14 protein-coding genes are annotated in these 15,290 nt (G+C 49.9%); 8 read left to right on the forward strand and 6 right to left on the reverse strand.

The genetic code is table 11. The annotated features are described in order from the left end of the window. Positions 1 to 16: 16 nt before the first annotated feature. Both D6024_RS08870 and D6024_RS08875 read left to right on the forward strand, forming a co-directional pair. Positions 17 to 721, forward strand: coding sequence for a 2-C-methyl-D-erythritol 4-phosphate cytidylyltransferase (locus D6024_RS08870; RefSeq protein ID WP_121354264.1), 705 nt, complete (start codon positions 17 to 19; stop codon positions 719 to 721). Positions 722 to 871: 150 nt separating this feature from the next. After that, a complete protein-coding gene (locus D6024_RS08875; protein ID WP_240409990.1) occupies positions 872 to 1,543 on the forward strand; it encodes a hypothetical protein in 672 nt (223 codons plus the stop codon). 84 nt (positions 1,544 to 1,627) lie between these two features. Here D6024_RS08875 and D6024_RS08880 read toward each other — a convergent pair whose 3' ends face one another. After that, a complete protein-coding gene (locus tag D6024_RS08880) occupies positions 1,628 to 1,918 on the reverse strand; it encodes a hypothetical protein (RefSeq protein WP_162944645.1) in 291 nt (96 codons plus the stop codon). A 208-nt stretch (positions 1,919 to 2,126) separates the two neighbouring features. Here D6024_RS08880 and D6024_RS08885 point away from each other — a divergent pair, with 208 nt between their 5' ends. From D6024_RS08885 to D6024_RS08895, 3 genes are read left to right on the forward strand one after another with little or no spacing between them, the layout of a single operon-like run. Beyond that, on the forward strand, positions 2,127 to 3,542 hold the full coding sequence (locus D6024_RS08885) for a tetratricopeptide repeat protein (protein ID WP_121354266.1): 1,416 nt from the start codon (positions 2,127 to 2,129) through the stop codon (positions 3,540 to 3,542). Between the two features lie 46 nt (positions 3,543 to 3,588). Further along, entirely contained in the window at positions 3,589 to 4,362 is a 774-nt protein-coding gene (locus tag D6024_RS08890; RefSeq protein WP_121354267.1) for a phosphosulfolactate synthase, read from the forward strand. Continuing rightward, positions 4,359 to 5,099, forward strand: a complete 741-nt coding sequence (locus D6024_RS08895) for a shikimate dehydrogenase family protein (RefSeq protein WP_121354268.1) — start codon at positions 4,359 to 4,361, stop codon at positions 5,097 to 5,099. Before D6024_RS08890 ends, D6024_RS08895 begins: the two co-directional genes overlap by 4 nt. A gap of 70 nt (positions 5,100 to 5,169) precedes the next feature. On the opposite strand, the gene D6024_RS08900 is transcribed toward D6024_RS08895, so the two are convergent. The 5 genes from D6024_RS08900 to D6024_RS08930 all read right to left on the reverse strand — a co-directional run bounded on the left by D6024_RS08900 (position 5,170) and on the right by D6024_RS08930 (position 8,609). Next, positions 5,170 to 5,595 carry an acyl-CoA thioesterase gene (locus D6024_RS08900; protein WP_121354771.1) on the reverse strand — a complete coding sequence of 142 codons (426 nt, stop codon included), beginning with the start codon at positions 5,593 to 5,595 and terminating at the stop codon, positions 5,170 to 5,172. An 8-nt stretch (positions 5,596 to 5,603) separates the two neighbouring features. Beyond that, positions 5,604 to 6,323 (reverse strand): hypothetical protein, encoded by a 720-nt coding sequence (locus D6024_RS08905; protein ID WP_121354269.1) that lies wholly within the window; start codon positions 6,321 to 6,323, stop codon positions 5,604 to 5,606. Between the two features lie 2 nt (positions 6,324 to 6,325). Beyond that, entirely contained in the window at positions 6,326 to 6,895 is a 570-nt protein-coding gene (locus tag D6024_RS08910) for an RNA polymerase sigma factor (protein WP_240409991.1), read from the reverse strand. 570 nt (positions 6,896 to 7,465) lie between these two features. Further along, complete coding sequence (gene rdgB / locus D6024_RS08925; RefSeq protein ID WP_121354272.1) at positions 7,466 to 8,053, reverse strand: RdgB/HAM1 family non-canonical purine NTP pyrophosphatase; 588 nt, start codon at positions 8,051 to 8,053, stop codon at positions 7,466 to 7,468. A gap of 10 nt (positions 8,054 to 8,063) precedes the next feature. Further along, entirely contained in the window at positions 8,064 to 8,609 is a 546-nt protein-coding gene (locus tag D6024_RS08930; protein ID WP_121354273.1) for a hypothetical protein, read from the reverse strand. A gap of 90 nt (positions 8,610 to 8,699) precedes the next feature. Here D6024_RS08930 and D6024_RS08935 point away from each other — a divergent pair, with 90 nt between their 5' ends. The 3 genes from D6024_RS08935 (at position 8,700) to gcvP (ending at position 15,267) form a co-directional block, all read left to right on the forward strand. Continuing rightward, the gene (locus tag D6024_RS08935) at positions 8,700 to 9,740 is read left to right on the forward strand and encodes a branched-chain amino acid aminotransferase (RefSeq protein WP_240409992.1); all 1,041 of its coding nucleotides are present in this window, start codon (positions 8,700 to 8,702) and stop codon (positions 9,738 to 9,740) included. A 105-nt stretch (positions 9,741 to 9,845) separates the two neighbouring features. Then, a complete protein-coding gene (locus D6024_RS08940; RefSeq protein WP_121354275.1) occupies positions 9,846 to 12,239 on the forward strand; it encodes an outer membrane beta-barrel protein in 2,394 nt (797 codons plus the stop codon). A gap of 151 nt (positions 12,240 to 12,390) precedes the next feature. Beyond that, on the forward strand, positions 12,391 to 15,267 hold the full coding sequence (gene gcvP / locus D6024_RS08945) for an aminomethyl-transferring glycine dehydrogenase (RefSeq protein ID WP_121354276.1): 2,877 nt from the start codon (positions 12,391 to 12,393) through the stop codon (positions 15,265 to 15,267). Positions 15,268 to 15,290 lie beyond the last annotated feature (23 nt).

Genomic DNA, 15,290 nt, shown 5'->3' on the forward strand with positions numbered 1-15,290 from the left:
GGGCTATTTTTATTGTATGGAGAAGTACGCTATCATCGTTGCCGGCGGCATTGGAAAACGCATGGGAAGCGCAGTGCCGAAGCAGTTTTTGCTGCTGAAAAACAAGCCTGTTTTGTATTACACCATTAAGGCGTTTGTAGAGGCGTATGATGATATCCGGATCATCCTGGTGCTGCCGGAGGAGTATGCCGATCTCGGCAGGGAAATCATTGATGCCTACTTTGACTACCGCCGTATTCAAATCACGTCGGGTGGCGAATCCCGCTTTCATTCGGTGCAGAATGGCTTGCGCCTGATAGAGGAAGAAGGGATCGTATTTGTGCACGATGCTGTCCGTTGCCTTGTGACAACCGATTTGATTCACCGTTGTTACGAACAAACCTTGCAGATGGGAAGCGCCGTGCCGGTTATTCGGGCCAAAGACAGCGTGCGCATGCTGAACGAGGAACTAAACGACAACGAAGTGCTGGACCGCACGAAAGTGGTGCTGGTGCAAACACCTCAAACGTTTCACAGCCGGATTTTACGACCGGCTTTTGAAATTGATTACAAAGAACGCTTTACCGACGAAGCAACCGTAGTGGAAGCCTTTGGCCTGAAGATATCGCTGGTAGAAGGTGAAGAGAACAATCTTAAAATCACCCGCCCCGTTGATTTGCTCATTGCAGAGAAGATTTTGGAGATGCAGCAGGGCGAGAAAATGGGACTTCTTAACAATTGAGCAATCTCGCTCGTTGCGAAACCCGCCGCGTACACGCATCAACCGGTTTCCAGCCTTTCTTATAACCACCGGAAACTTAACACTCTCCGGCAGGTGCTCAACGCAACTTTTACAGATATTTGATACGTCTTTAAAGAGACAACTACAGTTATGTACCAGACCCTGACTTTGAAACTCGTTTTTTCTTTCCTTCTCCTGGCTTCGTTGCCTTCGTTGGCGCAAAAAAAGCTGGCTGAGGGCTCCATTCTTTACGATATCACGATAAATAACGGTTCTGACAAGCCGCAAAATGCCGAATTCCTGGATGGTGCAACCAATGCTGTTTACATTAAAGCAGGTAAGGTGCGCACCGAAATGGTGAGTTCTCTGGGCACGCAGTCGACGATCATCGATCAAACCGGAGGCAAAAAAGAAGTCACAATTTTAAAAGAATACGGTGCGCAGAAATTTATGATCAACCTGGCTGCTGCCGACTGGGCTGACCTGAATAAAAAATACGAGAACGTTACGTTTACCTACGATCCTTCAGCAACAAAGGTGATCCAGGGATTGTCGGCAAAAAAAGCAATCGGGAAACTGGGCGATGGCACAACGTTCACCGTTTGGTATACGCCGGATATTACCGTTGATAACAAGGATTTTCAATACGCCAACCGCAATCTGCCCGGTCTGGCGCTGGAATATGAAACGGTTTTGGGGAACCTGAGAGTGGTGTACACTGTTTCGAAACTGAGTTTTGCGCCGGTGCCGCAAGCCAAATTTGACCTGCCAAAGACGGGCTTCCGGGTCATGACATACCAGGAAAGCAAAGGCGGGAAATAAAGCACAAGCGATCAATAAAAGGCAATCGGCTCGATTCTAAAAGGCCGGCGTAATGAATTGGGACAGAAAAAGGAAAAGAGAAAATCAGAATTTTTCCGGAGCGGTTCCAAACCGGATTTTTCCCATCAAAGGCAATTTCTTCAGCGGCATGATGTAAGCCGCATTTCCTTTTTGGTATGTAACAACCGGGTTCAGCAGGATAAATTCCTTCTTTTCGGGAGCCGCGAAGAGGTTATTGCATCTGTAATTGTAATTTGACCGCAGGGAAAAATTTTTGGCACTGTAGGGAAGCAGAACGGTTGCCGCGTCTTTTTTCCCTTTTCTTCCGCCGTCGCCAAGCGTCGCAAAAGCCGCTACAGATGCGGATAAAAGCACCAACGTAGCTACCTTTTTAAGAAGAAAACATTTCGTTATGACGGACGGCCGGTTCATTTCGGGTCAAAGATAGGCTGTTTTATTAACATTCTTTCAACTTTCACCCATTTTCTTTACCATTACCTTAACGGCTGGCACTGGATTTTGTGGAATTAATTCGCTGTTTTCCGCTGATTTCAGCGTATTTTGTTACAAGGAGATTTTGCCTATGCGATCAGACCCCCATGAAGATAAAGACAGTTTGGACGAGCTATTAAAGCTTTACAACAACCTGCGAAACGGGCTGGGTGGTTTTTTAGACGAAGATGAATTTGAACGGGTCATTGACTACTACGATGACAAAGAGGAGTTGAGCAAGGCGCTGGAAGCAGCTGAAACTGCCCTCGATTATTTTCCCTATTCATCTTCCCTGCTCATTAAAAAAGCCGACATTCTGCTGGCTACCCGAAAATATCACCAGGCACTGGAAATCCTGGAGAAAGCCGAATTGTTCGACGGCCAGGATATCAATCTTTATATTTTAAAAACCGATGCTTACCTGGCGCTCGACAGGCACGAAGAGGCGGTAGCCTTGCTGGAGGATGCTATCCACAATTTTGAAGGCGAAGAAAAAATCGAATTGCTTTTCGAACTGGCTGACGTGTACGATGATTATGAGGAGTTCGACAAAGTGTTCGACTGCCTGAAGGTGATCCTGGAAGAAGAACCCACCAATGAAGAAGCTCTTTACAAGATTTGTTTCTGGACAGATTTTACCGGACGCAATGAGGAGAGTATCCGCCTTCACCTGAAAATTATTGATGATCATCCGTTTAGCGAGCTGGCATGGTTTAATCTTGCCGCGGCTTACCAGGGCCTCAAATTGTTTGAAAAAGCCATTGATGCCTACCAGTACGCCATCGCGATTGACGACAAGTTTGATTATGCCTACCGCAACCTGGGAGATGCGTTTATCCGTATCCGCAGGTATAAGGAAGCCATCGAAGCACTCGAAAAGGTGTTGGAGCTCTCCAAGCCTGAAGAGGTCATTTACGAAGCGATCGGTCATTGTTACGATCGGATGAAAAACTTCGCACAGGCCCGGTTTCATTACCGGAAAGCCTCGCACCTGAACCAGGAGGACAGCAAGCTTTATTACAAAATAGCCTGCACCTACTACAATGAAGGCCAGTTCGGAAGTGCTGTAAAGCAACTGGAAACAGCGCTGAAAATCCACCGTTCCCAACACGAATACAACTTGTTGATGGGTGAGTGCAAGCTGCAACTGCACGAATGGAAAGAAGCCATCCAGTTCCTGTCAACCGCCATCCGGGTGCGGCCGCGAAATATTTCCGGCTGGGAAACGCTGATCCGGTGCTTATACCAGTGTGGTTACTACCAGGAGGCCAGGCAGCAAACCCTTGCAGCGATCAAGCATACAAACGAAAAGCCCATTTTTATCTATTACCTGAGTGCGGTTTTGTTTGCCATGAACAAGCCCAAGGAAGCCCTTCTTTATCTCGAGAAAGGTTTGGCGGCGTCCCCCAAGGGCCTTAAAAAGCTCGTTCAGTTAAACCCTTCCATCCTGCAAAAGCCGCAAGTGGTAGACCTGATTGCAGGGTATAAACGAAATCAGCAGAGGTAAACCGTTTACTTCCCTATTTTTGCCGGCAATTTTAATTGATTGTTGAATGAATTTTAATCTGTCGCAAATCCCCGAACGGTTACAAAAGCCCCGGGCCGCCGGTCTGACCATGGTTATGGACAAAGGGCTGAGTGTGGAAGAGGCAAAGAATTTCCTGAGTGTTTCCCATCCGCATGTTGATATCGTGAAGCTTGGTTTTGGAACTTCCTTTGTTACGCCCAACCTGCGGGAGAAACTAGAGGTTTATCGTTCGTACGATCTGCCCATTTATTTTGGCGGAACCCTGTTTGAAGCGTTTTTGATCCGCAACCAGTTCGACGATTATCTTTCCGTGTGCAAGGATTTTGGCATTAGTTATATGGAAGTCAGCGATGGTTCCATCGAAATTCCCCATGCCGAAAAATGCGGCTACATCGAAAAGATGACCCAATATGGCACCGTGCTTAGTGAAGTGGGCAGCAAGGATGCCGCACACATTATCCCCCCGTATAAATGGATTGAGCTGATGCGTGCCGAATTGAGTGCCGGCGCTACGTACGTGATTGCCGAAGCCCGTGAAGCGGGTAACGTCGGTATCTACCGTGGGTCGGGCGAAGTGCGGGAAGGCCTGGTGCAGGAAATCCTGACGCAGATTCCCGGTGAAAAAATCATTTGGGAAGCACCGCAAAAAGCCCAGCAACTTTATTTCATTGAGCTACTCGGCGCCAATGTTAACCTGGGAAATATTGCTCCTACAGAAGTGATTTCGCTGGAAGCCATGCGCATTGGCCTTCGTGGCGATACGTTCCATTTGTACCTGAACAAAGAAGCCGTGAAATGAAACGCTACGGGCTCATTGGCCGGACATTGACACATTCTTTCTCGAAAGATTTTTTTTCCAAAAAATTTGAAAAGGAAGGAAGAACAGATTGTGTTTATGACAACTTTGAGTTGCTCACTATCGAAGAATTTCCGTCCCTCCTTGGAGCGCATCCCGATCTCCAAGGCCTGAACGTGACCATACCGTACAAGGAAGACGTGTTGCAGTACCTTACGGACAGCAATGACGTCGTCAGGGAAATCGGCGCCTGCAACTGCATTAAAATCAAAGGTGACGAACGGATCGGATTCAATACCGATGTGCTTGGGTTCCGGAATTCGCTGGTACCCAGGCTCAGGCGGTATCACCGGAGGGCCGTTATCCTAGGGACCGGCGGTGCTTCCAAAGCCATCCAATATGTGCTGCAGCGATTGGGGATTGAATATGTAATCGTCAGCCGGCACAAAAAAATCAATGAACTGGGATACGAAGACCTGGGCGAAGACCTGATGGCCGATCATTACCTGATCATCAATACCACGCCACTTGGCATGTATCCCAATGTAGAGTCCGACCCACCCGTCCCTTACGAATACCTTACGCACAAGCATTTTTTATACGATGTCATCTACAACCCGCTTAAAACAAAATTCCTCGCCGAGGGGGAAAAGCGGGGGGCACAGATCTGCAATGGTTACGAAATGTTGATCGAGCAGGCAGAGGAAAGCTGGCGTATCTGGAATTCTCCTGAATTTTGATGTGGTCAACTCTTAAGACAGCCAATAATTCTACCTGTCTATAATTGCGTTCAACAAGGAAGTTTTCGTTTTATTTTTCCCATTTGCGGCGGGCTTCTTCCGGCACCTTTGCTATTTTTCGCTGGACATAATCAAAACAAATCATGCCTGTTTTCGCAACTGCTACGGCGGTTTCTTCTTCGCCTTTTACCAGTTTGTAGTACAAGTCGAAACCGATGCGGCTGAAGTCAGCAATGGTAACATATGCTTTGAGAACATCGCCATAAAACGATTCTCCCTTGAACTCGATCGCTGCATCGGCCATGATCAGTCCCACCCCGGCAAATTCCAGTTCCGTATATCCCGCGGCACGCAAAAAAAGCATCCGGGCTTCGTGCAAAAGGGAAAGAATGGAATCATTACCTACATGGCCGCCGTAATTGATATCGGTGATGCGTACCGGTATGTTTGCTGAAAATGAAAAGGTCTCGGGTACTTGAATCTTGATCCTTGCCATGCCCAAGATTACGGCTTTTGCTGCAATTGCTGCAGCATGTCGAGAATGCCGGTAAAATCGGTGGTCATGGCTTTGGCAGCAAGCTTTTGCCGGAGGAGCTGCAGCCGTTGTCTGCATCCGCTGTCGCCGTCTTTGCAATGAATAAAACCTGCCATTTTTTTTGAAATTCGCCGCACTTTCCCATCGTCATCATTAAAGAGCACATAGTTGTTGAGCGAAGCATAGTTCACGCCGGCCGTTTCGGCTGTTGCAGCAGGCGTATTTGCCGCACCTGGTTCTGTGTTTTTTTGCGCAGGTGTGTTGGCCTGCGTTTCCGTGGTTGTATTTGCTGCGGGTTGTGTGGACAAAGGAGATTGTGATGCCGAACCGTTTCCCCTCGAAACAATCGTATTGGCGGTGCCCCGGCCTGTTGGTTCCAGTGCGCCGGCTTCTGTTCGTCGTACCGTGAGTGTGACCGTCACCAGAACGACCCCAATGAAACAGGCGACAGCAATATAGCGCAGTGGTTTTCGAAAACGTGTAGTGAGGGGAACCACTTTCGCCGGAACCGAATTTTGCAGTGCTTCTTCAATGTGCTGCCAGTTGGCAGCCGAAGGGCTTTCTTCGTAATTGTGCAAACGCCTGCCATAGTTTGTTTCAGCATCAAGCGCCTGCGCAATTTCGTTCCAGGCGCCTTCGGGAGGTGTGGCACGAAACTGTTGCAGTTTGTTTTGCAGATTGCTGTTCATTGTTAGGGCGTTTGTTTTCGTTTGTCAATGTAAGTCTTCACCATGTCCTGCAAAATTTGTTTTGCTCTTGATAGCTGTGACTTACTGGTGCCTTCACTGATGCCAAGCATGTCTGCAATTTGTTTGTGTGTGTAGCCTTCCACGACATACATATTAAAGACCGTTCGGTAGCCGGGCGACAATTGCTGAACCAGGTTGATGATATCTTTCTCCGCGAGGCTGTCCAGCACCGATAAAAAATTGCCCTCCACCGTGTTTTCCTCATGCTCAGTGATTGGTTGCAGGTAGGTCTTTTTGCGATAATATTCAATCGCCGTGTTCACAAAAATCCGGCGTATCCATCCTTCAAATGAGCCTTCGCCACGGTAAGATTCTATCTTGCGGAAGACCTTGATAAAACCTTCCTGCAAAATATCTTCGGCTTCTTCTGCACTTCCGGCATAACGCAAGCAGACCCCATACATCTTGGGCGCATACCGGTTATACAGCTCACGCTGCATCTTGCGGTCGCCTTTGATGCATCCTGAAACTAAGTCGCTTTCACTGATTGAATGGTTGCTTGCCTCGCTCAATTTTCCTGTTTTATGCGATAGTTTATTCAAAAATAAAACCAGCCGGACAATCTTCACGTTTCGGGCTCAACCATTGGTCCGCGGTGTCAGGGATGGGGTCGTACAATAATAACCTCCTAAATATGCCAACAACAAGGATTATGGAGAGTTTTCTTCTTTCGCAGGCAGCATACGCAACAAACGAAACTGCGAAATCGTTCGGCCGCCGCATCTCAATTGCAGTAGTTTGAAACACCTAAACTTGCTCTTGCAATTCATTGCTTCTCATTTTGGTGCCCCGTCCACAGCGTTTTTTGATTACGCTGATAAGGCAAAGAAAAAGGTGCTTTTTGGAGATGGTGCTGGCCAATGCTGACCTGCCGAAAAGGCGAAAGCCTACATCGTCCAGTTCAGCATGGCGCCGGCAAGCGGGTTGGCGACCTACAAGAAGCGGTTGCCGAAAAATGTGCGGATCGTTGACGTGGATAAATCGCGACAGTGTGTCAAGCCGATACCGTTCTGATGCCGTGGTGTTGCAGAAAATCCTTTGCTTACGTGAAAACGCGACTCCGGTAGCTATCCGCAAATTTTTTATTGCTTGTTGGCCTGTTGACTGAAAAAAGCAACCAGCTGGTCCACAGCTTTGCGCCGGTGGCTGAATCTATTTTTTTCATCCGTGCTCATTTCTGCAAACGTCTTCGTGGCGCCATCGGGAATAAATACCGGGTCGTAGCCGAATCCCCCGCTGCCTCTCTGTTCTTCAATGATCCGGCCTGTACAAATGCCTTCAAAAAAATGTTCTTCCCCATCCAGGATCAGGCAAACCACGGTTCGAAACCTCGCCGACCGGTCTTCTTTCCCCTGCAAATTGAGCAGCAACTTGTCAATGTTTTGCTGAAAGTCTTTATCGTCTCCGGCATAGCGGGCACTCTTGACTCCTGGTTCGCCGTTGAGTGAAAAAACCTCCAGGCCCGTGTCTTCGCTAAAACAACTGGTGCCGGTTCGCTGGAAAATCGTGGCTGCTTTTTCCCGGGCATTGTCCTGCAGTGTATCGTGTGGCTCCGGGATATCAATGTCAATCCCCGCTTCTTTCAGGGTTTTCAGGTGAAAATCCGGGGGGAGCACGGCTCGTATTTCGTCAACCTTGTGTTGGTTGTTGGTCGCAAAAATCAGGTTCATACGGGGAGGGTTAAACGGAAAAAAGTTGTTTCAGCGCCATCCAGAGTTGCTGCTTGGCTTCTCTTGATTTTTCGATTTCAGTCAAGGCCGGTGCTGCGGCAAACCGCCGACCGGCCAGGTGTATCACCGTGTACATCGGTGTTGCCGCCGGCAGGCCAAACAAGGCAGATGCGGTATCGAACAAAATGACTTCTTTGGCACCCAGTTCCGTTACAAGAGCGTTGGCATCAGGGTGTGCCAGGCGGCTCCAGTTCACGATCGCCACATCGGCCAGTCCCAGTTGACAGGCGGTAAGGATCTTGGTTAAAAAATCCAGTTCGCTATCCGACAGGTAGGGAATATCGGGCTTGTTGACAACGATAAGAATGTTCTTCCCGTTCTTTCCCAAAAACGTAACCGGTGTAGTCGAAGGTGCAGCAATTGTCGCTGTCGGCACGTTTGCCGTTGGTGACACACGGGCCGGTTGAGGCACGGCAGTTGCTGTATCACCAACCAGCGCATGCTGGTACAGGTCGGCGATCAGATGAGAGGAAAGAGAAATGTTGTTCAAACTCATGAAAGGGGATTTAACTGGAATGATAACCGTTCCTTTTGTTTCTTTGCACCGCTAAATTAAACGATTATGCTTGCTGCAACTGCCATTACTATGAACAAAGTAGAACAGAGTAAATTAAAAAACATCAATCTGCAGAATTTACCCTTTGGAAAATTCTTTACCGACCACATGCTGGAGGCGGATTATGAAGACGGGGAATGGAAAAATGTGGAGATCAAACCCTATCAGCCCCTTCTCCTCAGTCCTTCGCTGGCGGCCCTGCACTACGGCCAGGCGATCTTCGAAGGAATCAAGGCGTATAAAAATGAAGAAGGAGAGGCGTTTATTTTTCGTCCCCACGACAATTATGAACGCTTCAATATTTCGGCAGAGCGCATGGCCATGCCCAAAGTCCCGGAAGAGATTTTTATGGAAGGCATGCGCCAGTTGGTAGAACTGGACAGCGCCTGGATTCCGCAGTTGCCCGATCACTCGCTTTATATCCGGCCGTTTATGTTTTCCAGCGACGAAATGATTGGCGTTCGGCCCTCGCAGAATTATAAGTTTTTAATCCTGTTAAGCCCGACGGGCCCCTATTACAATGCGCCGATGCGTATCTACGTCGAAGAACAATACGTTCGTGCGGTGCCCGGCGGTGTTGGGTATGCCAAAGCAGCCGGTAACTACGGAGCCGCCATGTATGCCACGGCGCAGGCCAAGCAAAAGGGCTACGACCAGGTGCTGTGGACCGATGCGTTTGAGCACAAATACGTGCAGGAAGCCGGTACCATGAACGTGATCTTCATTATCGGCAACAAAGCGATCACGCCTGATTTAGGTGCCGGTACCATCCTTGCCGGTGTAACCCGCAACAGTGCACTTACTCTTCTAAAAGAAGCCGGTTTTACGGTGGAGGAAAGACCCCTGAGCATCGACGAGATCATCGACGCCTACAAGGCCGGTCACCTGTTTGAAGTATTTGGAACCGGTACGGCAGCAACGATCTCCCTCATCAAAGAATTGCGCTACAAAGATTTTGTGATGACATTTGATACCGACAAGTGGCGCACGGCTCCCACGATCAAGTCCTGGTTGAATGATATTCGTGAAGGGAAAAGAGAGGACAAATATGGCTGGATGGTGAAGGTATAAATCCATTCAGGAAAAGATCGGCCCCGCAGAAGCGGGGCTTTTTATGCATTGCATAAATGTTAAATGCGGCAGTGTCCAAACAAACTGCGTTTACTTTTACCGGCTATGAACCGGATCCTGCTTTTCGTCTTGGGCACCCTGCTATCACTGGTTGCATCTTCGCAGACCGTACCTGTTACGGTAAAAATTACCAACCAAAAAGGCGAGCCGGTTTCGCTTGCAACGGTTACCCTTGTTCCGGCGGCCGATACAATGGCAAAGCAGAACTTTTTATCCGACAGTATTGGTGAAGTAAGGGCGGACCTGCAGCAAAACAGCCTGTATTCCATCCGCATTTCTTCCATCGAATATGCGTCGCTGGAAAAAAACATCGCCGTAAAACCCGGTGCGACGCTTTTTCGCTTTGTACTGCAGCCGGTTTCAAAATCGCTGAACAACATCGTGGTGACTGCGAAAAAACCGCTCATGCGACAGGAAGATGACAAGACCATCGTAGACCCCGAACCCATTGCCAATACCTCTACCAATGCCTACGAGATCATGGAAAAAACACCCGGACTGTTCGTTGACCAGGACGGAAATATCTACATCAGCAGCACCACGCCGGCAAAAGTTTTTATCAACGGCCGGGAGCAGCGCATGAGTGCCTCCGATATCGCTACTATTTTAAAAAGTCTTCCGCCCAATGCCATTTCTTCGATCGAAATTCTGCGCATGCCGTCGGCCAAATACGATGCTTCCGGCAGCGGCGGCATTGTAAACGTAGTGCTCCGAAAGGGAATCCGCATTGGCTTAACCGGGAGCATGCATATCGGTGCCAACCAGGGTCGCTATGGCAACCAGTTCATGGGGATCAATCTCAATAACAGCAGCGGCAAGCTTTCCAGCTATCTCAACCTGCAGGTGTCGAAACGAAATTCCTTTGATGAACTGGTAACCAACCGCCGCTTTGCACCGGACAGCCTATTGCGCCAGGATGCCGTGACAAAATACCCGGCCAACAGCTATTACCTGGGTTATGGAATCAACTATGCCCTGAACGATAAATGGGAGTGGAGCTATGACGGGCGGCTGAGCTACAATCTCAATAAAAGCAACAGCGAAAACGAGTCGGTCAAGCAGCAATTAAGCACCGGGCAGGTGAGCACGCAGAACATCGCGTCGGTTCAAAACAGGGCGAAAAATTTTTCGGTCAACCAGGGGCTGAACCTGAAATATAAAATGGATTCTGCCGGCTCTACCTGGACCACCGATCTTTCCTATACCTATTCGCCGACGAATACCGACCAGTTGTTTGCTACACGTTTCCAGTTGCCCGTCATTTTTACTGCCAACGGCGATGCCCGCATCGAAAACCAGTACCATTTTGCATCGGCTTCGACTGACTTGTCCAAAAAGCTGGCGCATAAAATCACGGTAGAGGCCGGGCTGAAAAGCACCGGCATCCAGTTTCGGAACGGCAACAACTATTACAACCAGCAGAATGGTGCACGGGTGAAAGATGCGTTCCGGACCGGTGCCTACGATTACAATGAAAACATCAACGCCGCCTACCTGCAGGTCTCGAAAAGCTTTGGTGGCATTGTGCTGAAAGCCGGATCCCGCCTGGAAAATACCAACATGAGCGGTCACCAGTTGGTGCCCAGGGATACCTCTTTTTCACTTCACCGCACCGACCTGTTTCCCTACGTTTATCTCAGCCGCAACATCATGAAAATCGCAGGCTACGATTTGCGGGCTTTCCTGGTGTATCGCCGCACCATCAGCCGGCCGGCATACGAATACCTGAACCCTTCTCCGCGCTATGTGGATCCCTATTTGTACGAGACCGGTAATCCATCGCTGCGACCGCAGTTTACCCAAACCTACGAGGCCAATATTTCGGTAGACGAACGGCCCATCATCGCCATCGGTGTCAACGACACCAAAGACATTTTTAACCAGGTGGTGTACCAGGCCGACAGCAACCGCAGCCAGGCGTTCCGGACCTACGACAACCTGGGCAAGAACAAGGAAACCTACATCCGGGCACTGGGCGCCCTGCCACCGGGAGGCAAATACTTTTTTGTGCTGGGCGGTCAGTACAACCACAATTTTTACCAAGGTGCCTATGAAAACAAACCGCTTTCCTTTAAGCGGGGAAGCTGGCGGTTTTTCACCTACCACAATTTCAAAGCAACGCCAACCACCAACATTTTCCTGAACGGGTTTCTGATGACCAACGGCCAGTTGCAGTTTTACGAGCTGTCCAATTTTGGCCAGTTGAACATTGGCTTCAGCCAGCAGTTCTTCAACAAAAAACTAACGATGAACGTGTTCGGCCAGGACCTGTTTTATACGAACAAAAACGAATTTGTCCTCAACCAGGGTAGTGTGAATGCAACAGGCATGCGGCGCTCCGACACAAGGCGGCTCGGCATTTTCCTGCGCTACAATTTTGGCATCCGCAAAAAAGAAGAGCAGAAACTGCCGGATGTCGACGCCGCGCAGCGGCCGTAAACGGAAGCGCCTGGTAGTTGGCACGGCCGTTATTTTCAGCGGAATTTGACCGGATTGCAGGAACGTTTTGTTTAACGTCCCCGCGGTAGTTTCCTTCGTAAAACCTGCCATTCTTCACTTACCTTTGCGCCTTTCCAAAGGAGTAAAAAATATGAACCTTTTTGAAACGCAAAATACAGAGTTTCAACGCCGGCATATCGGTCCCAATGAAAAGCAACTGGACGAAATGCTGCGCACCATCGGCGTTGCCAGCCTGGACGAATTGGTTGACCGCACGGTGCCCTCAGGCATCCGAATGAAAGAGGAACTGAACCTGCCGGCCGCCATGAGCGAGGCGGAATACCTGCAGCACATCAAAGAAGTTTCCCTGAAGAACAAGGTTTACAAAAACTACATTGGCCAGGGCTATTACGATACCATCACACCCAGCGTGATTCTGCGCAACGTGTTCGAAAACCCGGGTTGGTACACGCAATACACGCCTTACCAGGCCGAGATCTCGCAGGGCCGCCTGGAAAGTCTTCTCAACTTTCAGACGGTCGTCAGCGATCTCACGGGTCTTCCCCTTGCCAACGCGTCGCTGCTCGATGAAGCAACGGCCGCTGCCGAAGCTATGACCATGTTCTTTAACCTGCTGAACAAGGACCAGCACCATATCAGTCGGCCCAAATTTTTTGTCGACGCCGATGTTTTCCCGCAAACCAAAGACGTAGTCGTCACACGGGCCATTCCGGTAGGAATTGAAGTCGTGTACGGGGATTACCAGACAGCACAGATCGACGAGACCTACTTTGGCGCCCTGGTACAATATCCCAACGACAAAGGATCGATCGAAGATTACCGCCAGTTTATCGCGGCCGTTCATGGCGTGGGAGCCTATGTGGCCATGGCCACGGATCTTCTGGCGCTGACCCTTTTGACACCGCCCGGTGAACTGGGTGCCGATGTAGCCCTGGGTTCTGCACAGCGTTTTGGGGTGCCGCTGGGCTATGGCGGGCCACACGCTGCTTTTTTTGCTACGAAAGATGATTTCAAGCGCAGCATTCCCGGCCGCATCATTGGCGTGAGCATGGATGCGCAAGGCAACCGTGCACTGCGCATGGCCCTGCAAACAAGGGAGCAGCACATTAAACGCGAAAAAGCAACCTCGAACATTTGTACAGCGCAGGCTCTGCTGGCCAACATGGCTGCTTTTTATGCCGTGTACCACGGCCCGGACGGGTTGCGCAACATTGCCAAACGGGTGGCCCTGCTGACACAAACGCTGGCAAATGCCATGGGTGAACGCGGCTATGAATTACTGAATGACTATTTTTTCGATACGATCGTGGTGAAAGTGGATGACGTGACACCGTTCCGTGAAAAGGCGGAACGCCAGCAGCTCAACTTCCGCTACTACGATAACCAGTTAATTGGGATTTCGCTTGACGAAACAACGACGCCGTCCGACCTGTTCGACATCATCAACTCTTTTGTCAACGATGTGGACCCGGTTGCGTACGAACTCGAACACGACGAGATTTTAGACATTATTCCAACTGCCTTAACCCGCACGTCGGAATTCCTGACACACCCGGTGTTTAATTCGCATCATAGTGAAACACTGATGATGCGGTACATCACGCAACTTCAGAACAAGGACATTTCGCTGGTGCATAGCATGATCCCGCTGGGAAGCTGCACCATGAAGCTGAATGCCGCTTCGGAAATGATCCCGCTAAGCTGGACGCACTGGAGCAAGATGCATCCTTTTGCACCGGTAGAGCAGGTGGCCGGTTATTCTTTTATTGTAAAAGAACTAAGCCGCTACCTCTGCGAGATCACGAAGTTTGATGCCTGCAGCCTGCAGCCCAACAGTGGTGCACAGGGCGAATACGCCGGACTGCTCACCATCAAGGCCTACCATGAAAGCCGCGGCGAAAGTCATCGCAATGTGATGTTGATCCCGATCTCTGCACATGGAACCAACCCTGCATCCGCCGTTATGTGCGGTATGCACGTGGTGGTGGTGAAGGCGCTTGAGAACGGCTATATCGACGTCGATGATTTGAAGGCAAAAGCCGAACAAAATGCCGCGAATCTTGCAGGTATCATGATTACATATCCATCGACCTACGGTGTGTACGAAGAAACCGTAAAGGAAATCACCGAGATCGTTCACCAGCACGGCGGCCAGGTATACATGGACGGTGCCAACATGAATGCACAAGTGGGATTGACGGCACCCGGTTTGATCGGCGCCGACGTTTGCCACCTGAACCTGCACAAGACCTTTGCCATTCCGCACGGCGGTGGTGGCCCCGGCATGGGACCCATCTGTGTGCGTGAACACCTGGCGCCCTTCCTGCCCGGGCACGTGGTGCTGAATGGCGGGAAAGAAGCCAAACATGCTGTTTCGGCCGCTCAATACGGTTCTGCCTCCATCCTGTTGATCTCTTATGCCTACATCCGCATGCTGGGTGCCGAAGGCGTTCGCATGGCCACCGAATACGCCATCCTGAATGCCAACTACATGCTGGCCCGGCTGAAAGAGCAGTTTGATATTTTGTATACCAATCACCACGGTGCCTGTGCACACGAATTCATCGTGGACCTGCGCCCCTTCAAGAAGTCGGCGGAGATTGAAGCCGAAGACGTCGCCAAGCGACTGATGGATTATGGATTCCATGCGCCAACCCTCAGTTTCCCGGTTGCCGGAACGATCATGATCGAACCGACGGAAAGCGAGGACAAAGGCGAGCTGGATCGTTTCTGCAACGCCATGCTAAGCATCCGGAGAGAAATTGCACTGGTGGAAGAAGGCGGTCTGGATAAAAAAGACAACCCGCTGAAGAATGCGCCGCACACCATGTTCATGATCTGCAGCGATGAATGGCAAAAGCCGTACTCACGGGAGATGGCAGCTTTTCCGCTGTCGTACGTAAAGGCCAACAAGTTTTGGCCCAGCGTTGGAAGAGTCAACAATACGTACGGTGACCGCAACCTGGTTTGCGTGTGCCTGCCGACAGAAATGTACGCGGAGGCCTAAGCTGATAAGAGGATATTGGGATA

Origin of the sequence: Flavisolibacter nicotianae (assembly GCF_003628535.1) — a bacterium.
Classification (GTDB): Bacteria; Bacteroidota; Bacteroidia; order Chitinophagales; family Chitinophagaceae; genus Flavisolibacter; species Flavisolibacter nicotianae.

What these genes read in the sequence shown, in the direction of transcription:
- D6024_RS08890 (WP_121354267.1), top strand. Translation starts at nt 3,589, where the DNA reads ATGAATTTTAATCTGTCGCAAATCCCCGAACGGTTACAAAAGCCCCGG.
- D6024_RS08905 (WP_121354269.1), bottom strand. Translation starts at nt 6,323, where the DNA reads ATGAACAGCAATCTGCAAAACAAACTGCAACAGTTTCGTGCCACACCT.
- D6024_RS08940 (WP_121354275.1), top strand. Translation starts at nt 9,846, where the DNA reads ATGAACCGGATCCTGCTTTTCGTCTTGGGCACCCTGCTATCACTGGTT.
- gcvP (WP_121354276.1), top strand. Translation starts at nt 12,391, where the DNA reads ATGAACCTTTTTGAAACGCAAAATACAGAGTTTCAACGCCGGCATATC.
- D6024_RS08935 (WP_240409992.1), top strand. Translation starts at nt 8,700, where the DNA reads ATGAACAAAGTAGAACAGAGTAAATTAAAAAACATCAATCTGCAGAAT.
- D6024_RS08930 (WP_121354273.1), bottom strand. Translation starts at nt 8,609, where the DNA reads ATGAGTTTGAACAACATTTCTCTTTCCTCTCATCTGATCGCCGACCTG.
- D6024_RS08870 (WP_121354264.1), top strand. Translation starts at nt 17, where the DNA reads ATGGAGAAGTACGCTATCATCGTTGCCGGCGGCATTGGAAAACGCATG.
- D6024_RS08900 (WP_121354771.1), bottom strand. Translation starts at nt 5,595, where the DNA reads ATGGCAAGGATCAAGATTCAAGTACCCGAGACCTTTTCATTTTCAGCA.
- rdgB (WP_121354272.1), bottom strand. Translation starts at nt 8,053, where the DNA reads ATGAACCTGATTTTTGCGACCAACAACCAACACAAGGTTGACGAAATA.
- D6024_RS08885 (WP_121354266.1), top strand. Translation starts at nt 2,127, where the DNA reads ATGCGATCAGACCCCCATGAAGATAAAGACAGTTTGGACGAGCTATTA.
- D6024_RS08895 (WP_121354268.1), top strand. Translation starts at nt 4,359, where the DNA reads ATGAAACGCTACGGGCTCATTGGCCGGACATTGACACATTCTTTCTCG.
- D6024_RS08875 (WP_240409990.1), top strand. Translation starts at nt 872, where the DNA reads ATGTACCAGACCCTGACTTTGAAACTCGTTTTTTCTTTCCTTCTCCTG.